Origin of the sequence: Arenimonas metalli CF5-1, assembly GCF_000747155.1 — a bacterium.
In the GTDB taxonomy this organism is placed as follows: domain Bacteria; phylum Pseudomonadota; class Gammaproteobacteria; order Xanthomonadales; family Xanthomonadaceae; genus Arenimonas; species Arenimonas metalli.
Genome location: NZ_AVCK01000009.1, coordinates 103,573 through 121,016, shown reverse-complemented (window position 1 = coordinate 121,016; position 17,444 = coordinate 103,573). Strand labels below are relative to the sequence as shown.

Sequence of the window (17,444 nt, the reverse complement as noted above, 5' to 3'; positions counted from 1 at the left end):
CTCCCTTCCCTACCCCATCGTATGGAGACCGCCATGTTCGACGGACTTCGCCTCGCGCACTGGCGTGCCGACCCCCGCCCCGACGGCATCCTCGTCCTGACCCTGGACCGTGCCGACCAGAACGTCAACGCGCTCTCGCGGGCCGTGCTGGACGAGCTCGAGTCCATGGTCGAGCGCATCGCGCTGGAGCTGCCCAAGGGCGTGGTGATCATTTCCGGCAAGGCCGCCGGCTTCATCCCGGGCGCCGACATCAAGGGCTTCGGCGACATCGCCGCCAAGGGCCAGACCGAGGACTGGATCCGCCACGGCCAGCTGGTGTTCCAGAAGCTGGCCGAGCTGCGCTGCCCGACCGTCGCGGCGATCCACGGCCACTGCATGGGCGGCGGCACCGAGATCTCGCTGGCCTGCCGCTACCGGATCGCCAGCAACGACGAAAAGACCCGCATCGGCCTGCCTGAAGTGAAGCTGGGCATCTATCCGGGCTGGGGCGGCAGCGTGCGCGCGCCGCGCCTGCTGGGCGCCCCGGCGGCGATGGACCTGATGCTGACCGGCCGCTCGCTGTCGGCCTCGGCCGCGCGCGCGATAGGCCTGGTGGACAAGGTCGTGGCGCCGGCGGTGCTGCTCGACGAAGCCGTCAAGCTCGCCCAGCGCGGCACCACCCGCCCGTTCAAGCAGCGCTTCCTGGCCTGGGCCACGAACACCGGCCCCGGCCGCGCCCTCCTCGCGCCGCAGATCGCCAAGCAGGTCGCGCGCAAGGCCCGCAAGGAGCACTACCCTGCCCCGTTCGCGCTGATCGAGACCTGGCGCCGCAGCGGCGGCCTGCCGGTGCACGCCGCGCTGAAGGCCGAGGCGAAGTCGGTGGTGAAGCTGGCCGCGACGCCGACCGCGCACAATCTGGTGCGGGTGTTCTTCCTGATGGACCGGCTGAAGTCGCTGGGCGGCAAGGACCATGGCATCTCGAAGGTGCACGTGATCGGCGCCGGCGTGATGGGCGGCGACATCGCGGCCTGGTGTGCGCTGCGCGGCTTCGAGGTGACGCTGCAGGACCGGGAGATGAAGTACATCCAGCCGGCGCTGGATCGCGCGGCCAAGCTGTTTGAAAAGAAGGTAAAGGATGAAGCCAAGCGTGCCGCGACCAGCGCCCGCCTCAAGGCCGACGTCGAAGGCACCGGCGTCGCCGACGCCGACCTGGTGATCGAGGCGATCTTCGAGAACCTCGAGGCCAAGCAGGCGCTGTTCGCCAAGGTCGAGGAAACGCTCAAGCCGGGCGCGATCCTGGTCTCGAACACCTCGTCCATCCCGCTCACCGACCTGCGCGCGGGCCGCAAGGACCCGGCGCGCTTCGCCGGCCTGCATTACTTCAACCCGGTGGCGCTGATGCCGCTGGTCGAGATCGTGCGCCACGACGGCCTCGATGCCGAAACGGAGCGCCGCCTCGCCGCCTTCTGCAAGGCGATCGACAAGCTGCCGGTGCCGGTGGCGGGCACCCCGGGCTTCCTGGTCAACCGCATCCTGGCGCCCTACATGCAGGAAGCGATCGTCGCGTTCTCGGAAGGCATCCCGGGCCCGGTGATCGACAAGGTGGCGCTGAAGTTCGGCATGCCGATGGGCCCGATCGAGCTGGTGGACACCGTCGGCCTCGACGTCGCGGCCTCGGTCGGCAAGATCATGGCCGACTTCCACGGCCAGCCGCTGCCTGATGCGTTCAAGGTCGAGGACGGCAAGCGCGGCAAGAAGGACGGCCAGGGCCTGTACAAGTGGGAGAACGGCCGCGCCGTGAAACCCGAGGTGCCGAAGGACTACCAGGCGCCCGAGGACCTCGAGGATCGCCTGATCCTGCCGCTGCTCAACGAGGCGGTGTCCTGCCTGCACGACGGCGTGGTCTCCGACGCCGACCTGCTCGATGCCGGCGTGATCTTCGGCACCGGCTTCGCGCCTTTCCGCGGCGGCCCGATCCAGCACATCAAGGCCGTGGGCGCCGACAAGCTCAAGGCGCGCCTCGACACCCTGCACACCCGCTACGGCGCCCGCTTCAAGCCACGCGCCGGCTGGGACGCCCTCTAGCTGCCTTCTGTAGGAGGGCCTTCAGGCCCGAAGCTCTTCGCGAAGAGCTTCGGGCCTGAAGGCCCTCCTACATTTTGATCAGCCGCAGCCGATCAGCTTCAGGGACTGCCCTGCGCGGATCACGAACGGCGGGCGCAGGCCGTTGGCGCGGGCCAGCTGGGTGGCGCCGCGGCAGTCGTGGCGGCGGGAGATGCTGCTGAGGGTGTCGCCGGCGCGCACGCGGTAGCTGCGGGCGCCCGCGGCGGCGGCCGGGGCGCGCGTGGCCGTGGCGGCGACGGTGGGCTTGCTGGCGGCCATCAGCGCCACGGCGAGCTCCGCACGCGGGCCGGTGACGCAGGACTGCTGGTAGCGCGGCGGCACCGCCACCGGCACGCGCAGCTCGGTACCCGCGGCGATCGCCACGTGCGGCTCGTAGCGCGGGTTGAGGTTGCGCAGCGCGCGGAAATAACCCTCGCGCGGACCGCCCAGGCAGATGGCCAGCTGGTAGATCGAGGCGGGCGCCTGCAGCTTCATCACGGTCGCGGCGCCATCCACCTTCGGGAACTCCAGGCCGTATTCCTCCGGATGCAGGAACAGCCAGGCCGCGGCCAGCACGTAGGGCACGTAGTCGCGGGTCTCGGGCGGGAGCTGGCCGTACACCGACGGGTCCCAGAACGACTTGTCGCCGGCCGCGCGCTTGAGCCGCAGCGCCCGGCCCTCGCCACCGTTGTAGGCAGCGACCGCGAACTCGAGGTCGTTGTTGAGCTCGGCGAAGCGCTCGTTGAAGTACAGCACGCTCGCGCGTGCGGCCAGCTGCGGGTCGTAGCGGGTGTCGAAGCCGTCGCGCCAGCCCAGGCCGAAGCGTGCCCCGGTGGCCGGCATGAACTGCATCGGGCCGGCGGCACCGGCGCGCGACACCGCGTGCACCCGGCCGTTGGATTCCTTGGCGAGGATGCCGAACAGCAGCGCCTCGGGCAGGCCGGCCTGTTCGTACTCGGGCCACATCAGGAAGCGCATCTGCTGATAGTTCTCCCAGCTGGTGATCAGGCTGGGGCGCATCCAGGTCAGCCATTCGGCCAGCGCGGCCTTCACCGGCTCGTTGAGCTCGATCAGCTGGCGCAGGTCCTGGCCCTTGAGCAGGGTCGCGCTGCGGCCCGCCTCGGGCATCAGCGAGGTGATGGACGCCTCGCCCGCCGCGGGGGCCGCCTCGGCGGTGGCGCCGAAGCCCTCGCCGCCGGCGGCCAGCTCGGCGCCTTCCTGCACCAGCGCGTCGTAGGCCGCGAGGAAGCGGGCGCCGTCGCAGCCGCGGGTGTCCTGGCAGCGGCGGCCGGCCTCGAGCAGGCGGGCCGCGGCATCGCGGGTCGCCTCGCGGCCGGGCGTGGCCTCGCCTCGCCGGATCGTGGCCAGGCCTTCGCGATAGTCGTCGCTGGCCTCGGCCAGGGCTTCGTAGAGTTTCTGGGCGTTGGCCGAGCTGCGGCGGGCATCGGCCGGGGCGGCGGCGAGCAGAAGGACGGCGAAGCAGGACAGCAGGAGCGAAGCGCGCATGGAGGCATCCGGGACGACAGGCGCGCAGCCTAGCGGCCACGGTCGCGCGGCGGCAAGCGGCCGCGGCTAGAATCGGGGCGACACCCGCCCCGGAGTTCCCCCCTGATGAGCGACATCCTGATCGGCAAGGGCGACCTGCCCGTGCGCCTGATGGGCAAGTACGGCAACCGCCACGGCCTGGTCGCCGGCGCCACCGGCACCGGCAAGTCGGTGACGCTGATGGTGATGGCCGAAGGCTTCTCGCGCCTGGGCGTGCCGGTGGTGATGGCCGACGTGAAGGGCGACATCGCCGGGCTGGCGATGGCCGGCACCTCGAACGAGAAGATCGCGGCCCGCGTGCAGCAGATCGGCGTCGAGGGCTATACCAACGAGGCCAGCCCGGTGGTGTTCTGGGACCTGTACGGCAAGCTCGGCCACCCGCTGCGAACCACCGTGTCCGAGGTCGGGCCGGCGCTGATGTCGCGCATGCTCGAGCTCAACGACACCCAGTCCGGGGTCATGGACATCGCCTTCAAGCTCGCCGACGACCACGGCCTGCTGCTGCTCGACCTCGACGACCTGCGCGCCCTGCTCAACTTCGTCACCGAGAACAAGAAGGACATCTCGCAGCAGTACGGCCTGGTCAGCCCGCAGTCGGTGGCGGCGATCCAGCGCTCGCTGCTGAGGCTCGAGCAGGACGGCGGCAAGCAGTTCTTCGGCGAGCCGGCCCTGCAGCTGGCGGACCTGATGCGCCAGGACATGTCCGGCCGCGGCGTCATCAACCTGCTCGCCGCCGACCAGCTGATCCTGCGGCCGCGGCTGTATTCGAGCTTCCTGCTCTGGCTGCTGTCCGAGCTGTTCGAGACCCTGCCGGAAGTCGGCGACCTGGACGTGCCCAAGCTGGTGTTCTTCTTCGACGAGGCGCACCTGCTGTTCGACGACTGCCCGCCCGCGCTGCAGCAGCGCGTCGAGCAGGTGGTGCGCCTGATCCGCTCCAAGGGCGTGGGCGTGTACTTCTGCTCGCAGAACCCCGACGACATCCCCGACACCGTGCTGGGCCAGCTCGGCAACCGCGTGCAGCACGCGCTGCGCGCCTACACCCCGCGCGACCAGAAGGCCGTGCGCACGGCCGCCGAGACCTTCGTGCAGAACCCCAAGCTCGACGTCGCCAAGGTGATCGGCGAACTCGGCGTGGGCGAGGCGCTGGTGTCGATGCTGCTGGAGAAGGGCATCCCGATGCCGGTCGAACGCGCGCTGATCGCGCCGCCGCGCTGCCGCATGGGCGCGATCACGCCGGAAGAGCGCGCCACGGTGCGCGCCCGCAGCCCGGTGGGCGGCAAGTACGACGCCGCCGTGAACCGCGAATCGGCGTTCGAGATGCTGGCCAAGCGCGCCGAGCAGGCCGCGGCCCCCGATGCGCCGGCCTCCGGCCCGGATGCCCCGGCCCCGAAGGCCGAGCCGGAGAAGCCCTCGAAGTTCGACGAGTTCCTGTGGGGCACCAAGCGTCGCCAGGGCGCGGTGGAAGCCGCGGCGAAATCGGCCACGCGCACCGTCGCCAATGGCATCGGCCGGCAGATCCTGCGCGGCCTCCTGGGCAGCCTGCTGGGCGGCAAGAAGCGCTGAGGCGGCCCGGGCCAGGACGACGCTCGGCGCGGGGTCGGTTATAGTCGGGCGCCCCGGGGGTCCGACCCCGTAGATTCCAAGAGCCAGACCCCATGACCCAAGCCCCGACCCCGCGGCGCACCGCCGTCGACCGCTTCCTCGGCATCGTCGAGTACGCCGGCAACCTGCTTCCCCACCCGGCGACGCTGTTCTTCCTGCTCACGCTGGCCGTGGTGGTGGCAAGCGCGATCGCCGCCCAGTTCGACCTGTCGGTGGCGCATCCGAAAACCGGCGAACTGGTGACGCCGGTGAACCTGCTCAGCGTGGACGGCCTGCAGCGGATCATGGCTTCGCTGGTCACCAACTTCACCGGCTTCGCGCCGCTGGGTACCGTGCTGGTGGCCCTGATCGGCATCGGCGTGGCCGAGCACAGCGGCCTGATCGGCGCCTGCCTGCGCATCGTCGTGCTCAACGCTCCGCGCTTCCTGCTGACGCCGATCGTGGTGTTCGCGGGCGTGATGTCGAACATGGCCAGCGAGATCGGCTACGTGCTGCTGGTGCCGCTGGCCGGACTGCTATACGTGGCGGCGGGACGGCACCCCATCCTCGGCATCGCGGCGGCCTTCGCCGGCGTGTCGGGCGGCTATTCGGCCAACCTGCTGCTGGGCACCATCGATCCGCTGCTGTCTGGCCTATCGCAGGAAGCAGCGCGGATCGTCGACCCCACCTACTCGGTCAACGCCGCCGCCAACCTGTTCTTCATGCAGGCCTCGACGCCGCTGATCACGCTGCTGGGCTGGTTCGTGACCGAGAAGATCGTGGCGCGCCGGTTCCCGGACGGCGACTACGGCCGCGGTGACGAGAAGATCGAGGGCCTGAGCGCCGCCGAGAAGCGAGGCCTGGCGTATGCCGGCATCGCCACGGTGGCGCTGACGGTGCTGGTGCTGCTGGCGACCGTCCCGGCCAACGGCGCGCTGCGCCTGGCGGGCGAGACCGACACGCTCAAGTCGCTGGCGCCCTTCCTCAACGGCATCGTCGCGCTGATCTTCGTGGCCGGCGCGCTGGTGGGCATCGCCTACGGCGTCGGCGCGGGCACGATCAAGTCGGACGCCGACGTGGTCAACGGCATGTCCAAGTCCATGGGCACGCTGGCGAGCTACCTGGTGCTGGTGTTCTTCGCGGCGCAGTTCGTGGCGCTGTTCAACTGGACCCAGCTGGGCCTGATCTTCGCCGTCGAAGGCGCGGAAACCCTGAAGGCAATCGGCCTGCCGAAGATCCCGCTGCTGCTGTGCTTCATCCTGCTCACCGCGATGGTGAACCTGGCCATGGGCTCGGCCTCGGCCAAGTGGGCGCTGATGGCGCCGGTGTTCATCCCGATGTTCATGCTGCTGGGCTACTCGCCGGAAGTGACGCAGACGGCGTATCGCATCGGCGACTCGGTCACCAACATCATCTCGCCGATGATGAGCTACTTCGCGCTGGTGATCGCCTTCCTGCAGCGCTACGAGCCCAAGGCCGGCATCGGCACGGTGGTGGCGACCATGGTCCCCTACTCCATCGTGTTCCTGATTGGCTGGGCCGCGCTGTTCAGCGTCTGGATCCTGATGGGCTGGCCGCTGGGCCTGGACGCGCCGCTGTCCTACCCGGCGGTGCCCTCCGCCGCGGGCTGACCCGTGGGCCGCTGGCGGCCGCCGGCCGAAGGCTCGACGGCGATCATCACCCGCGCCGGCTTCGAGCGCCTGCGCGCCGAGCTCGACGAGCTCTGGCGCGTGCGGCGCCCGGCGGTGGTCAAGGCGCTGGCCGAGGCCGCCGCCGAGGGCGACCGTAGCGAAAATGCCGAATACACCTACCGCAAGAAGCAGCTGGGCGAGATCGACCGGCGCGTGCGCTACCTGACGAAGCGGCTCGAGGCCCTGAAGGTCGCCGAAGGCGCGCCCTCCGACCCGGGCGCGATCTTCTTCGGCGCGGTGTTCGAGATCGAGGACGAGGCCAGCGGCGACACCGCCCGTTACCGCATCGTCGGCCCCGACGAAACCGACGCCAAGGCCGGCTGGATCAGCATCGACTCCCCGCTGGCCCGCGCCGCCCTGCGCAAGCGCGTCGACGACGAGTTCGAAGTCCAACTCCCCGCCGGCCCCGCCCGCTACCTCGTCCTCTCCGTCGCGTACGAGTCAGCGTAGCGGCCGCGGGAGGGCAAGCTTTTTTGACGCGGATTGACGCGGATGAACGCGGATAGGGCAAAAGCATTCATGAGGGGCTCTTCGAGGGCTACAACGACCGGCGAAAATCCCCTCCAGCCTTTGCTCTATCCGCGTTCATCCGCGTAAATCCGCGTCTAAAGAAACCCCACCAGTCCTACCGCCCCAGCGGCGGCTCAGTCCTCGTCGTCGCCGACGAGGCCGAAGAGGTCGTGTTCGTCGCTGCCCATGATGCGGACTTCGCAGAAGTCGCCGGGCTTCAGGCCCGCCGCGGCGCCGTCCTGGATCTGCACCAGGCCGTCGATCTCGGGCGCGTCGGCCTTCGAACGGCCGATCGCCAGCTCGCCGTCGATCTCGTCGATGATCACCGTCTGCACGGTGCCGACCTTGCGCTCGAGCTTGTCGGCGCTGATCTCGGCCTGCAGCGCCATGAAGCGCGCCAGGCGCTCCTGCTTGACCTCTTCAGGCACCGCACCCGGCAACGCGTTGGCCGTGGCGCCTTCGACCGGCGAATAGGCAAAGGCGCCCACGCGGTCGAGCTCGGCCTGGTCGAGGAAGGACAGCAGCTGCTCGAAGTCCTCCTCGGTCTCGCCCGGGAAGCCGACGATGAAGGTGCTGCGGATCGTGATCTCGGGGCAGATGTCGCGCCAGCGCTGGATGCGCTCGAGGGTCTTGTCCACCGCGCCCGGCCGCTTCATCAGCTTCAGGATGCGCGGGCTGGCGTGCTGGAACGGGATGTCGAGGTAAGGTAGCAGCTTGCCCTCGGCCATCAGCGGGATGATGTCGTCCACGTGCGGGTACGGATAGACGTAGTGCAGGCGCGTCCACAGGCCCAGCTCGGACAGGCCCTCGCACAGGCCCTTCATGCGGGTCTGGTATTCCTTGCCGCGCCACTCGCGGGCGGCGTATTTCATGTCGACGCCGTAGGCGCTGGTGTCCTGCGACACCACCAGCAGCTCCTTCACGCCGCCGCGGGCCAGCTTCTCGGCCTCGCGCAGCACCTCGTCCACCGGGCGCGACACCAGGTCGCCGCGCATGGACGGGATGATGCAGAAGCTGCAGCGGTGGTTGCAGCCCTCGGAAATCTTCAGGTAGGCGTAGTGCTTGGGCGTGAGCTTGAGGCCGTAGTCCGGCAGCAGGTCCACGAACGGGTCGTGCCGCGGCGGCAGCGCCGCATGCACGGCCGACATCACGCTGGCGTAGTCCTGCGGGCCGCTGATCGACAGCACGTCCGGGTGGGCGGCCCGGATCTGCTCCGGGCGCTTGCCCAGGCAGCCGGTGACGATGACCTTGCCGTTCTCGGCGATGGCCTCGCCGATCGCGTCCAGGCTCTCGGCCACGGCCGAGTCGATGAAGCCGCAGGTGTTGACCACCACCACGTCGGCGGCGTCGTAGCTGGGCACGATCTCGTAACCCTCGACCCGAAGCTGGGTCAGAATGCGTTCGGAGTCTACGAGGGCCTTCGGGCAGCCTAGGCTGACGAAACCCACCTTCGGGTGGCTGGCGGACATGGGCGCGGGGCTTGGAGAGGGGGGCGGAGTATACCCCTCCCGGGCCGCCGGGCCGGTGTAGGCTAGCCGGCGGGACAGCGATGCAGGGGAAGCAAGCATGGGCCAGACGATCTCGATCTCCACCCGCCACGGGCGCATCTCCGCCTGGGAGGCCAAGCCGCACGACAAGCCCCGCGGCGCCATCATCGTGGTCCAGGAAATCTTCGGCCTGAACCCGCACATCCGCCAGGTCACCGACCGCTTCGCCAATTACGGCTACCTGGCGGTGGCGCCGGCCCTCTTCGACCTGGTCGACCGCGGGGTCGAGCTGGCCTACGACGAGGCCGGGGTCGCGCGGGGCCGGGCACTCACCGAATCCCTGGGCTTCGGGGGCGCGCTGGACGGCGTCCGCGGCGCCTACGACCTGCTGGAGTCCGAGAACCGCGTCGGCGTGGTCGGCTTCTGCTGGGGCGGGTCGGTGGCCTACCTGGCCAACGCCCGCATCGGCCTGCCGGCGGTCAGCTACTACGGCGGCCGCACGGTGCCCCTGCTGAAGGAGCGCCCGAAGGCGCCGCTGATGCTCCACTTCGGCGAAAACGACCCGCTGATCCCGCCCGAGGACGTGGCCAAGCACCGCGAGGCGCTGGGCGATGCCGCCGAGATCCACGTCTGGCCCGGCGCCGGCCACGGCTTCAACTGCGACCAGCGCCCCGACTTCCACGAGGCGGTGGCGAAGCAGGCGCTGGACCGCACCCTCGCCTTCTTCCAGAAGAACCTGCGCTGAGGCCCCCGGACATGACCGACCTCGATCCGCGCCTGGCCGCGGATTCCGTGCTCGTGGCCGACGGCCCGCTGTCGCAGTTCCGGCTGGTGGACGACGCCCGCTTCCCCTGGCTGGTGCTGGTGCCGCGCGTCCCCGGGGCCACCGAATGGATCGACCTCGACGGCGCCGCCCAGCGCCTGCTGCTGGCCGAAGTGAACCTGGCCGGCCGCCTGCTGCGCGGCCTCGGGCCGGTGCACAAGCTCAATATCGGCGCGCTGGGCAACGTGGTTCGGCAGCTGCACGTGCACGTGGTGGCGCGCCAGGAAGGCGACGCCGCCTGGCCGGGACCGGTGTGGGGCGCGGGCACGCGACAGCCCTACGTGGCCAGCGAGCGCGAGGCGCTGCTATCTTCGCTGCGTTCGGCGCTGGCCGCCGCTGCCCAATCCCCGGAGTCCCCATGAAGTCGAACGTGCTGTCCGCCATCATCCTGATCGTGCTGGGCGCCCTGCTGCTGGCGAACAACCTGATCCCGGAGTTCCGGATCTGGGCCACCCTGTTCAAGTGGTGGCCGGTGCTGCTGATCGCGCTGGGCGTGAGCCTGCTGGCGAGACGGGGCTGACGCCGCGCCTCAGGTGCGCGGCAGGGTCACGCCGGTCTGGCCCTGGTACTTGCCGCCGCGGTCCTTGTAGGAGGTCTCGCAGACTTCATCGGACTGGAAGAACAGCATCTGCGCCACGCCCTCGCCGGCGTAGATCTTGGCCGGCAGCGGCGTGGTGTTGCTGAACTCGAGCGTGACGTGGCCTTCCCATTCCGGCTCGAGCGGCGTCACGTTGACGATGATGCCGCAGCGCGCGTACGTGCTCTTGCCCAGGCACACCACCAGCGTGTCGCGAGGGATGCGGAAGAACTCCACCGTGCGCGCCAGCGCGAAGGAGTTGGGCGGGATGATGCAGACGTCCGACACCACGTCCACGAAGCTGGTCGGGTCGAAGTTCTTCGGGTCGACGATGGTGGAGTTGATGTTGGTGAAGATCTTGAACTCGCGCGCGCAGCGCACGTCGTAGCCGTAGCTGGACGTGCCGTAGCTGACGATGCGCTGGCCGTCGCCGCCGTGCTTGACCTGGCCGGGCTCGAACGGCTCGATCATGCCCTGCTGCTCGGCCATGCGGCGGATCCACTTGTCGGACTTGATGCTCATGCGGGGGCGCGGTTCCTAGGGTGAAGGCGTGGATTCTAGCGGGACGGGGGCGGCTCAGGTGTCCTGCATGACGATGTTCGGGAAGGCGATGGCCTTGTTGCGGGCCTGCAGCGACAGCCGGGCCGCGGTGCGGCGGGCGATGTCGCGGTAGGCCAGCGACAGGGCCGAGCCCGGGTCGGCCGCCACGGTCGGGGTGCCGGAATCGGCCTGTTCGCGGATGTGGATGTCCAGCGGCAGCGCGCCGAGCAGCGGCACGTCGTACTGCGCGGCCATGCGCTCGCCGCCGCCGGCGCCGAACACGTGCTCGCCGTGGCCGCAGTTCGAGCACACGTGCACGGCCATGTTCTCGACGATGCCCAGCACCGGCACCTCGACCTTGGCGAACATCTGCAGGGCCTTGCGCGCGTCGAGCGTCGCGATGTCCTGCGGCGTGGTCACGATCACCGCGCCCGAGACCGGGACGCGCTGGGCCAGGGTCAGCTGGATGTCGCCGGTGCCGGGCGGCAGGTCGATGACGAGGTAGTCGAGGTCGTCCCAGCGGGTGTCGTTGAGCAGCTGCTGCAGGGCCTGGGTGACCATCGGGCCGCGCCAGATCATCGGCGTGTCCTCGCCCACCAGCAGGCCGATCGACATGGCCTGGAGGCCGTGGTTGCGCTTGGGCTCGATCGACTTGCCGTCCGGGCTGTCGGGACGGCCCTGCAGGCCCAGCATCTTGGGGATGGACGGGCCGTAGATGTCGGCGTCCAGTACGCCGACCCGGGCCCCCTCGGCCTGCAGGGCCAGGGCCAGGTTCACGGCGGTGGTGGACTTGCCCACCCCGCCCTTGCCCGAGGCCACGGCGATGATGTTGCGGACCTGGGGCAGCGGGGTCAGGTCCTTCTGCACCCGGTGCGCGTGGACCCGGGAGCCGACCGAGACCGTGGCCTGTTCGACGCCCGGCTGGGCCTCGAGCAGGGCCTTGGCCTGGGCGGCCAAGGCCGCGTGCCAGCCTGCCGCCGGGTAGCCAAGCTGGATCTCGGCGGCCACCTTGCCGCCGTCCAGGCCCAGCCCCCGGATGGCGCGGGCCTCGGCCAGGGTCTGGCCGGTGTGGGGGTCGGCCAGCTGGCCAAGGACTTGGATGAGGGCTTCGGAAGGGGTCATGGACGGGCCTGGCGTGGAATTCAGCCTGCCATGGTGCCACCCCGGCGGGGCCCGCGCAGCCCGCGACGGCCGTCCCGAGGGTAGCCGGGGAATGTGACAAGACCGTGGCCTTTCAAAAATTCAATTTGCGTTAAGGCTTGGTTCGATGTTAAGAAGTCACCTGCTTCATGAACCCACCCAAAACAGCGGAGACGCTTCAATGTCCCTCAAGAAAGACACGCGTAACAAGTCGCTGGCTCGTCTGCCCCTCGTGGCAGCCGTGGTCGCCGGCCTCTATGGTCCGGCGGTTCTCGCCCAGGACCCGCCCTCCGAGCCCGAAAACGAGGAGCAGGCGGCAGAAAACGCGGCCGATGCCACCGAACTGGAGACCATCACGGTCACCGGCTCGCTGATCAATCGTCTGGGCTTCAACTCGATGTCGCCGGTGCAGATCATCACCGCCGACGTCAGCGCCACCACCGGCCAGCTGGACACGGCCTCGATCCTGCAGACCACCAGCGTGGCCTCGGGCACCACCCAGATCAGCAACCAGTTCTCGGGCTTCGTGGTCGAGGGCGGTAACGGCAACCAGTCGATCGCCCTGCGCGGCCTCGGCGCCTCCCGTACCCTGGTCCTGCTCGACGGCAAGCGCCCGGGCCCGGCCGGTACCCGCGGCCAGGTCGGCGCGTTCGACCTGAACGTCATCCCGTCGGTCATCCTGCAGCGCGTTGAGCTGCTCAAGGACGGCGGCGGTTCGATCTACGGCTCCGACGGTATCGGCGGCGTCGTCAACCTGATCACCCGCAAGAGCGTCGACCAGCCGACCCTGATCTTCGAAACCGACCTTCCGCAGGAAGCCGGCGGTTCGTCGTACTCGGTGTCCGGCGCGACCGGTTGGAACTTCGACAACGGCAGCATCGTCGCCGCGTTCCAGTTCTACGACCAGCAGCCGCTCAGCGTCGGCGACCGCGACTTCCTGGCCTGCCCGCAGGACCTGGTCCGTGACGCCAGCGGCAACATCGTCGACCGCGAAGACCGCTCGGTCATCGGCGACACCGCGCTCGGCGGTTGCAACAACCTCTACTACAACACCGTCATCTCGGGCGCGAACCGCTACATCCCGTCCCCGGACGGCGTGACCATCGGCCCGATCCCGGGCTACCGCCCGCGCGCCAACGCCAACGCTTCCGGCGGCAACCCGGCGTACTACGAGGACGTGCTGAACGCCGACTTCTTCGGCGAGTCGCACATCTTCTCGTCGCAGGAGCGCAGCAGCCTGTTCGTCGGCGCTGACTTCAGCTTCGACCGCGTGGACTGGAGCGGCCAGCTGCTCTACACCAACCGCGAGACCGAGTCGCGTCGCTTCCGTCAGTTCTTCCCGACGATGGACTACCGCTCGGTGGGCCTGAGCGCGAACTCGCTGCCGGTCATGCCGTTCAAGTCCGACGCCAACATCGACGTCGACTTCCTGTACGCGGCGTCCAGCTTCAAGGGCGGCTTCGGCAGCGACAGCACCTGGTCCTGGAACTTCGACACCACCTTCTCGCGTTCGGACGGTGACTACGAAGTCTTCAGCATCGACGCCAACAAGACCGGCGACCGCTTCCGCGACCTCGACGGTGGCGGCGCCCCGGTCAACTACCTCGACCCGGTCTTCCTGAGCGGTCGCGGCATGGAGCGCCTGGCGCAGGAAATCGGCGTCTGGCACACCGGCAACACCGTGTATGACCAGTTCGTGGTCAACGCCACCGCCACCGGCGAGCTGTTCGAGCTGCCGGCCGGCGTCGTCGCCGCCGCGATCGGCACCGAGTTCCGCCGCATCAGCATCGACGACAACCCGAGCGAGCTCGAGCGCACCGGCCGCCTGTGGGGCCAGTCGTCGGCCACCGGCACCGAGGGCAAGGACTACATCCAGGAAATCTTCGGCGAGATCGAAGTGCCCCTGCTGTCCGGCATCCCGGGCATCGAGGAGCTGGCGGTCAACGCTTCCGGCCGCGTGTTCAAGTACGACACCGTGGCGGACTCGGACTCGATCTGGAAGCTCGGCATGCGCTGGCAGATCATCCCGTCGCTGAGCGTCCGCGCCACCCGCGGCACCTCCTACCGCGCCCCGGGCCTGTACGAGCTGTTCCTGGGTGACCAGACCTCGTTCGTGGGCCAGTTCGCCATCGACCCCTGCATCGACTGGGGCAACTCGACCAACCCGAACGTCCGCGCCAACTGCGCCGCGGAAGGCATCCCCGATGACTACAACGGTGCCGGCTCCTCGGCTACCGTCATCACCGGTGGCGGCCTGGGCGTCCTGAAGCCGGAGACCTCGACCGCGACCACCGCGGGCATCGTCTTCACCCCGTCGTGGGCGAACTTCACCGCCTCGGTGGACTACTTCGAGATCGACGTGCGTGACCAGATCTCGCAGCTCGGCGCCGGCGCGATCGTTGGCAGCTGCTACGCCCTGCCGAACTATCCGAACGCGTTCTGCGACCTGTTCAACCGTCGCGGCACCGGCTCGGATCCGCTCAACATCGACGTGATCCGCGACTCCTACCTGAACATCAACAAGCAGCTGGTCCGCGGCTATGACCTGAACCTGCGTTGGGACGGCGACTTCAACTTCGGCAAGGTCGAGGTCGAGAGCCAGTTCACGTACACGATGGAGAACGTCGAGCAGCTGTTCGACAGCAGCCTCGAGAGCGGCTTCGACAGCAACGACTACGTTGGCCTGATCAGCTATCCGAAGCTCGTCGGCAACGTCCGCAGCTCGCTGACCCGCGGTGACTTCACGTACACCTGGGGCATGCGCTACGTGGACGAGACCGAGAACTTCAACTTCACGCAGCCGGCTGCGTACTTCGGCAACCCGAACCCGGTGTACGACACCGTGGCCGAGGACCGTCTGTACCACACCCTGTCGGTCATCTACCGTGCGGATAGCTGGGACCTGCTGGTCGGCGTCGACAACGTGTTCGACAAGGATCCGCCGAACGTTTCGACCGGCACCGCCACGCGTTACGGCAACATCCCGGCGTTTGCCACCCAGTACGATTGGTTCGGCCGCTCGCTGTACGCGCGCATGACCTATCGTTTCTGATAAAAAGCAGTAGTCTTGGAGACGGCCGGGTTATCCCGGCCGTCTCTTTTGGGGAAACAGGTAAATCCGGAGAAGCACCATGCGCAACCGCTTCAAGAACCTACTGGCCATTGCCACCGCGTCGCTGCTGGCGACCGTGAATTCCGCATCCGCGCGCGACCCGATCTCGATCGAGGCCCTGTCGTCGATGCCCAAGATCCAATCCGTCTCGATGAGCTCGGACGGCAAGAACATCGTCGCCCTCGTCGGCAAGCAAGGCGCCGAGGAGTACGAGACCTCCCTGGCCACCTGGAAGCTGGACAACCTCGAGGCCGGCCCGACCATCACCGCCTCCGGCGACCGCATGCGCTTCATCGCCGCCTCGGCGCTGAAGGCCGACCGCGTGTTCGTGTTCGCGCGCCAGGAATGGACCGGCGCCCTGCAGGGCTGCGGCGAGGGCAACAGCACCGGCTCGACCAAGACCTTCGTGTCCAAGGCCTACCTGACCGACACCAAGCATTCCGAGTTCTCCGAGGCCTTCGCGGCCGGCACCCGCACCGCCGGCGTCAGCGCCCAGACCGAGCGCTGCCTCGAGCTGGCCGGCACCGCCAGCCTGGTCAACGGCCTGCCGCTCGACCCGACCAAGGTGATCGTCTCGCGGCTCAACCCGCTGACCTTCCAGGAAAACTACTACCGCTACGACCTCGCCACCGACAAGACCGAGCTGCTGTTCCGCGCCAGCGGCCGCGATGCGCCGGGCCTGCTGAACCCGCGCAACGGCGAAGTGCTGACCACCACCACCATCGAGCCCACCGCCGACGGTCTGGAGCAGCAAATCAAGATCCGCAAGGCCGGCACCGACGAGTTCGTGGTGCACCCGGCCCTGTCGCGCAAGATCAAGGACCGCTACACCATGGCCGTGGTCGGCCTGGACGAGGCCACCGGCAAGTACTACGTGCTCACCGACGCCTTCTCCGACCTGGTGCAGGCGCGCATGTACGACCCGGCGACCAGCAAGTTCGACGACGAGCCGCTGCTGGCCCACCCGAAGTACTCGATCGCCAATATCGTGCTGGGCTCGCGCCCGAGTGACTTCAACAAGGTGCTGGGCTTCACCATCGCGAACATGAACGGCGACACGATCTGGATCGACCCGCAGCTGGCGGCCATCCACGAGGGCCTGAAGCAGGCCTTCCCGGGCCAGCAGATCTCGATCGGCAGCATGACCGACGACCGCAACAAGATCCTGTTCACCACCGAAAGCCCGCGCCACCCGGTGGCCTACCGCCTGCTGGTGGACGGCAACAAGGTCTCGACCCTGGGCGTGACCCGCGACGGCATCGACCCGAACGACATCGGCGAGCAGAAGTGGGTCACCTACAAGGCCCGCGACGGCCTGGAGATCCCCGCCATCCTCGACCTGCCGGCCGGCTGGACCAAGGCCGACGGCCCGCTGCCGACCGTGATCCACCCGCACGGTGGCCCGTGGTCCCGCGACTTCGGTGGCTGGGACGCGTCGGGCTGGGTGCCCTTCCTGACCTCGCGCGGCTATGCCGTGCTGCGTCCGCAGTACCGCGGCACGTCGGGCCTGGGCCGCAAGCTCTGGACCAGCGGCGACGGCGAGTGGGGCCAGAAGATGCAGGACGACAAGGACGACGGCGCCGCCTGGCTGGTGCAGGAAGGCATCGCCGATCCCAAGCGCATGGTGATGTTCGGCTACTCCTACGGTGGCTTCGCGGCCGCCGCCGCGGTGGTCCGCCCGAACAGCCCGTACCGCTGCGCCATCTCCGGCGCGCCGGTGACGGACCTGGGCCGCCTGGGCACGTCCTGGAGCGACAACCGCCTGCAGCGCATCGTGCAGGGCGACACCGTGAAGGGCATGGACCCGATCCAGAACACGGACAAGGCCAACATCCCGGTGCTGCTGTACGTGGGCGACCGCGACGTGCGCACGCCGGCCTTCCACGCGCGTGACTTCTACAACGGCGTGAAGGGCAAGGTCGACGCGGAGTTCCACCTGATCCCGGACATGCCGCACAGCATGCCGTGGTACCCGCGCCACATGTCGGTGACGCTGCGCCTGATGGAAGACTTCCTGAAGAACAAGTGCGGCACCAGCGCCTGATTCCTGGCATCGCACGCACCAAGCACCAAGAAGAGCCCGGCTAACGCCGGGCTCTTTTTTTTGCCAATGGAGGGTATGGCGCCGTCGTCACCGGGAAAGCGAGGGTCGCTTTCTCCTCCGTGAAGCCTTTATGTCGGAAAAAGCGACCCTCGCTTTCCCGGCGCCGCCGGTGCATTTCGGCTTGGGCGCCCAACGGAAGGCCCGAAGCCGCGCGCTCCGATGCTTGCGCGTGTCGATCAGGACCAAGGCCGGACATTTTTCTCGCTGACCTTGCTTGGCTAACGGGGTCACCGCGAGATGCGCCCTCTCGCC

Annotated in this window: 13 protein-coding genes; 9 read left to right on the top strand and 4 right to left on the bottom strand. The window is 68.9% G+C overall.

Features of this window, described 5'->3' with window-relative positions:
- Window positions 1-33 precede the first annotated feature (33 nt).
- On the top strand, window positions 34-2,064 hold the full coding sequence (locus N787_RS02965; RefSeq protein ID WP_245593945.1) for a 3-hydroxyacyl-CoA dehydrogenase NAD-binding domain-containing protein: 2,031 nt from the start codon (window positions 34-36) through the stop codon (window positions 2,062-2,064).
- 78 nt (window positions 2,065-2,142) lie between these two features.
- Here the strand turns inward: N787_RS02965 and N787_RS02960 are convergent, their stop codons facing one another.
- Window positions 2,143-3,588: a transglycosylase SLT domain-containing protein gene (locus N787_RS02960; protein WP_034210665.1), complete on the bottom strand. Its 1,446-nt coding sequence runs from the start codon at window positions 3,586-3,588 to the stop codon at window positions 2,143-2,145.
- A 105-nt stretch (window positions 3,589-3,693) separates the two neighbouring features.
- On the opposite strand from N787_RS02960, the gene N787_RS02955 reads away from it, so the two are divergent.
- From N787_RS02955 to greB, 3 genes are all read left to right on the top strand, one after another.
- Window positions 3,694-5,190: a helicase HerA-like domain-containing protein gene (locus tag N787_RS02955; protein WP_034210664.1), complete on the top strand. Its 1,497-nt coding sequence runs from the start codon at window positions 3,694-3,696 to the stop codon at window positions 5,188-5,190.
- 92 nt (window positions 5,191-5,282) lie between these two features.
- A complete protein-coding gene (locus tag N787_RS02950; RefSeq protein ID WP_034210662.1) occupies window positions 5,283-6,839 on the top strand; it encodes an AbgT family transporter in 1,557 nt (518 codons plus the stop codon).
- Window positions 6,840-6,842: 3 nt separating this feature from the next.
- On the top strand, window positions 6,843-7,349 hold the full coding sequence (greB, locus tag N787_RS02945) for a transcription elongation factor GreB (RefSeq protein WP_034210661.1): 507 nt from the start codon (window positions 6,843-6,845) through the stop codon (window positions 7,347-7,349).
- Window positions 7,350-7,543: 194 nt separating this feature from the next.
- On the opposite strand, the gene rimO is transcribed toward greB, so the two are convergent.
- On the bottom strand, window positions 7,544-8,878 hold the full coding sequence (gene rimO, locus N787_RS02940; protein WP_034210659.1) for a 30S ribosomal protein S12 methylthiotransferase RimO: 1,335 nt from the start codon (window positions 8,876-8,878) through the stop codon (window positions 7,544-7,546).
- Window positions 8,879-8,975: 97 nt separating this feature from the next.
- On the opposite strand from rimO, the gene N787_RS02935 reads away from it, so the two are divergent.
- From N787_RS02935 to N787_RS15110, 3 genes are read left to right on the top strand one after another with little or no spacing between them, the layout of a single operon-like run.
- A complete protein-coding gene (locus tag N787_RS02935; RefSeq protein WP_034210658.1) occupies window positions 8,976-9,641 on the top strand; it encodes a dienelactone hydrolase family protein in 666 nt (221 codons plus the stop codon).
- A gap of 11 nt (window positions 9,642-9,652) precedes the next feature.
- Window positions 9,653-10,081, top strand: a complete 429-nt coding sequence (locus N787_RS02930; RefSeq protein WP_034210657.1) for an HIT domain-containing protein — start codon at window positions 9,653-9,655, stop codon at window positions 10,079-10,081.
- Complete coding sequence (locus N787_RS15110) at window positions 10,078-10,239, top strand: LiaI-LiaF-like domain-containing protein (protein WP_169742274.1); 162 nt, start codon at window positions 10,078-10,080, stop codon at window positions 10,237-10,239. Before N787_RS02930 ends, N787_RS15110 begins: the two co-directional genes overlap by 4 nt.
- A gap of 9 nt (window positions 10,240-10,248) precedes the next feature.
- Here the strand turns inward: N787_RS15110 and dcd are convergent, their stop codons facing one another.
- Both dcd and apbC read right to left on the bottom strand, forming a co-directional pair.
- Window positions 10,249-10,818: a dCTP deaminase gene (gene dcd, locus N787_RS02925; protein ID WP_034210655.1), complete on the bottom strand. Its 570-nt coding sequence runs from the start codon at window positions 10,816-10,818 to the stop codon at window positions 10,249-10,251.
- 54 nt (window positions 10,819-10,872) lie between these two features.
- Entirely contained in the window at window positions 10,873-11,958 is a 1,086-nt protein-coding gene (apbC, locus tag N787_RS02920) for an iron-sulfur cluster carrier protein ApbC (protein WP_034210653.1), read from the bottom strand.
- A 199-nt stretch (window positions 11,959-12,157) separates the two neighbouring features.
- Here apbC and N787_RS02915 point away from each other — a divergent pair, with 199 nt between their 5' ends.
- On the top strand, window positions 12,158-15,028 hold the full coding sequence (locus N787_RS02915) for a TonB-dependent receptor plug domain-containing protein (RefSeq protein ID WP_034210652.1): 2,871 nt from the start codon (window positions 12,158-12,160) through the stop codon (window positions 15,026-15,028).
- Between the two features lie 79 nt (window positions 15,029-15,107).
- Window positions 15,108-17,132 carry an alpha/beta hydrolase family protein gene (locus N787_RS02910; protein WP_052575070.1) on the top strand — a complete coding sequence of 675 codons (2,025 nt, stop codon included), beginning with the start codon at window positions 15,108-15,110 and terminating at the stop codon, window positions 17,130-17,132.
- Window positions 17,133-17,444: the final 312 nt, after the last annotated feature.

Bases quoted from the DNA above. Each gene is read 5' to 3' on its own strand.
- rimO (WP_034210659.1), bottom strand. From the start codon at position 8,878: ATGTCCGCCAGCCACCCGAAGGTGGGTTTCGTCAGCCTAGGCTGCCCG.
- apbC (WP_034210653.1), bottom strand. From the start codon at position 11,958: ATGACCCCTTCCGAAGCCCTCATCCAAGTCCTTGGCCAGCTGGCCGAC.
- N787_RS02965 (WP_245593945.1), top strand. From the start codon at position 34: ATGTTCGACGGACTTCGCCTCGCGCACTGGCGTGCCGACCCCCGCCCC.
- N787_RS02950 (WP_034210662.1), top strand. From the start codon at position 5,283: ATGACCCAAGCCCCGACCCCGCGGCGCACCGCCGTCGACCGCTTCCTC.
- dcd (WP_034210655.1), bottom strand. From the start codon at position 10,818: ATGAGCATCAAGTCCGACAAGTGGATCCGCCGCATGGCCGAGCAGCAG.
- N787_RS15110 (WP_169742274.1), top strand. From the start codon at position 10,078: ATGAAGTCGAACGTGCTGTCCGCCATCATCCTGATCGTGCTGGGCGCC.
- N787_RS02960 (WP_034210665.1), bottom strand. From the start codon at position 3,588: ATGCGCGCTTCGCTCCTGCTGTCCTGCTTCGCCGTCCTTCTGCTCGCC.
- N787_RS02910 (WP_052575070.1), top strand. From the start codon at position 15,108: ATGCGCAACCGCTTCAAGAACCTACTGGCCATTGCCACCGCGTCGCTG.
- N787_RS02930 (WP_034210657.1), top strand. From the start codon at position 9,653: ATGACCGACCTCGATCCGCGCCTGGCCGCGGATTCCGTGCTCGTGGCC.
- N787_RS02935 (WP_034210658.1), top strand. From the start codon at position 8,976: ATGGGCCAGACGATCTCGATCTCCACCCGCCACGGGCGCATCTCCGCC.
- N787_RS02955 (WP_034210664.1), top strand. From the start codon at position 3,694: ATGAGCGACATCCTGATCGGCAAGGGCGACCTGCCCGTGCGCCTGATG.
- N787_RS02915 (WP_034210652.1), top strand. From the start codon at position 12,158: ATGTCCCTCAAGAAAGACACGCGTAACAAGTCGCTGGCTCGTCTGCCC.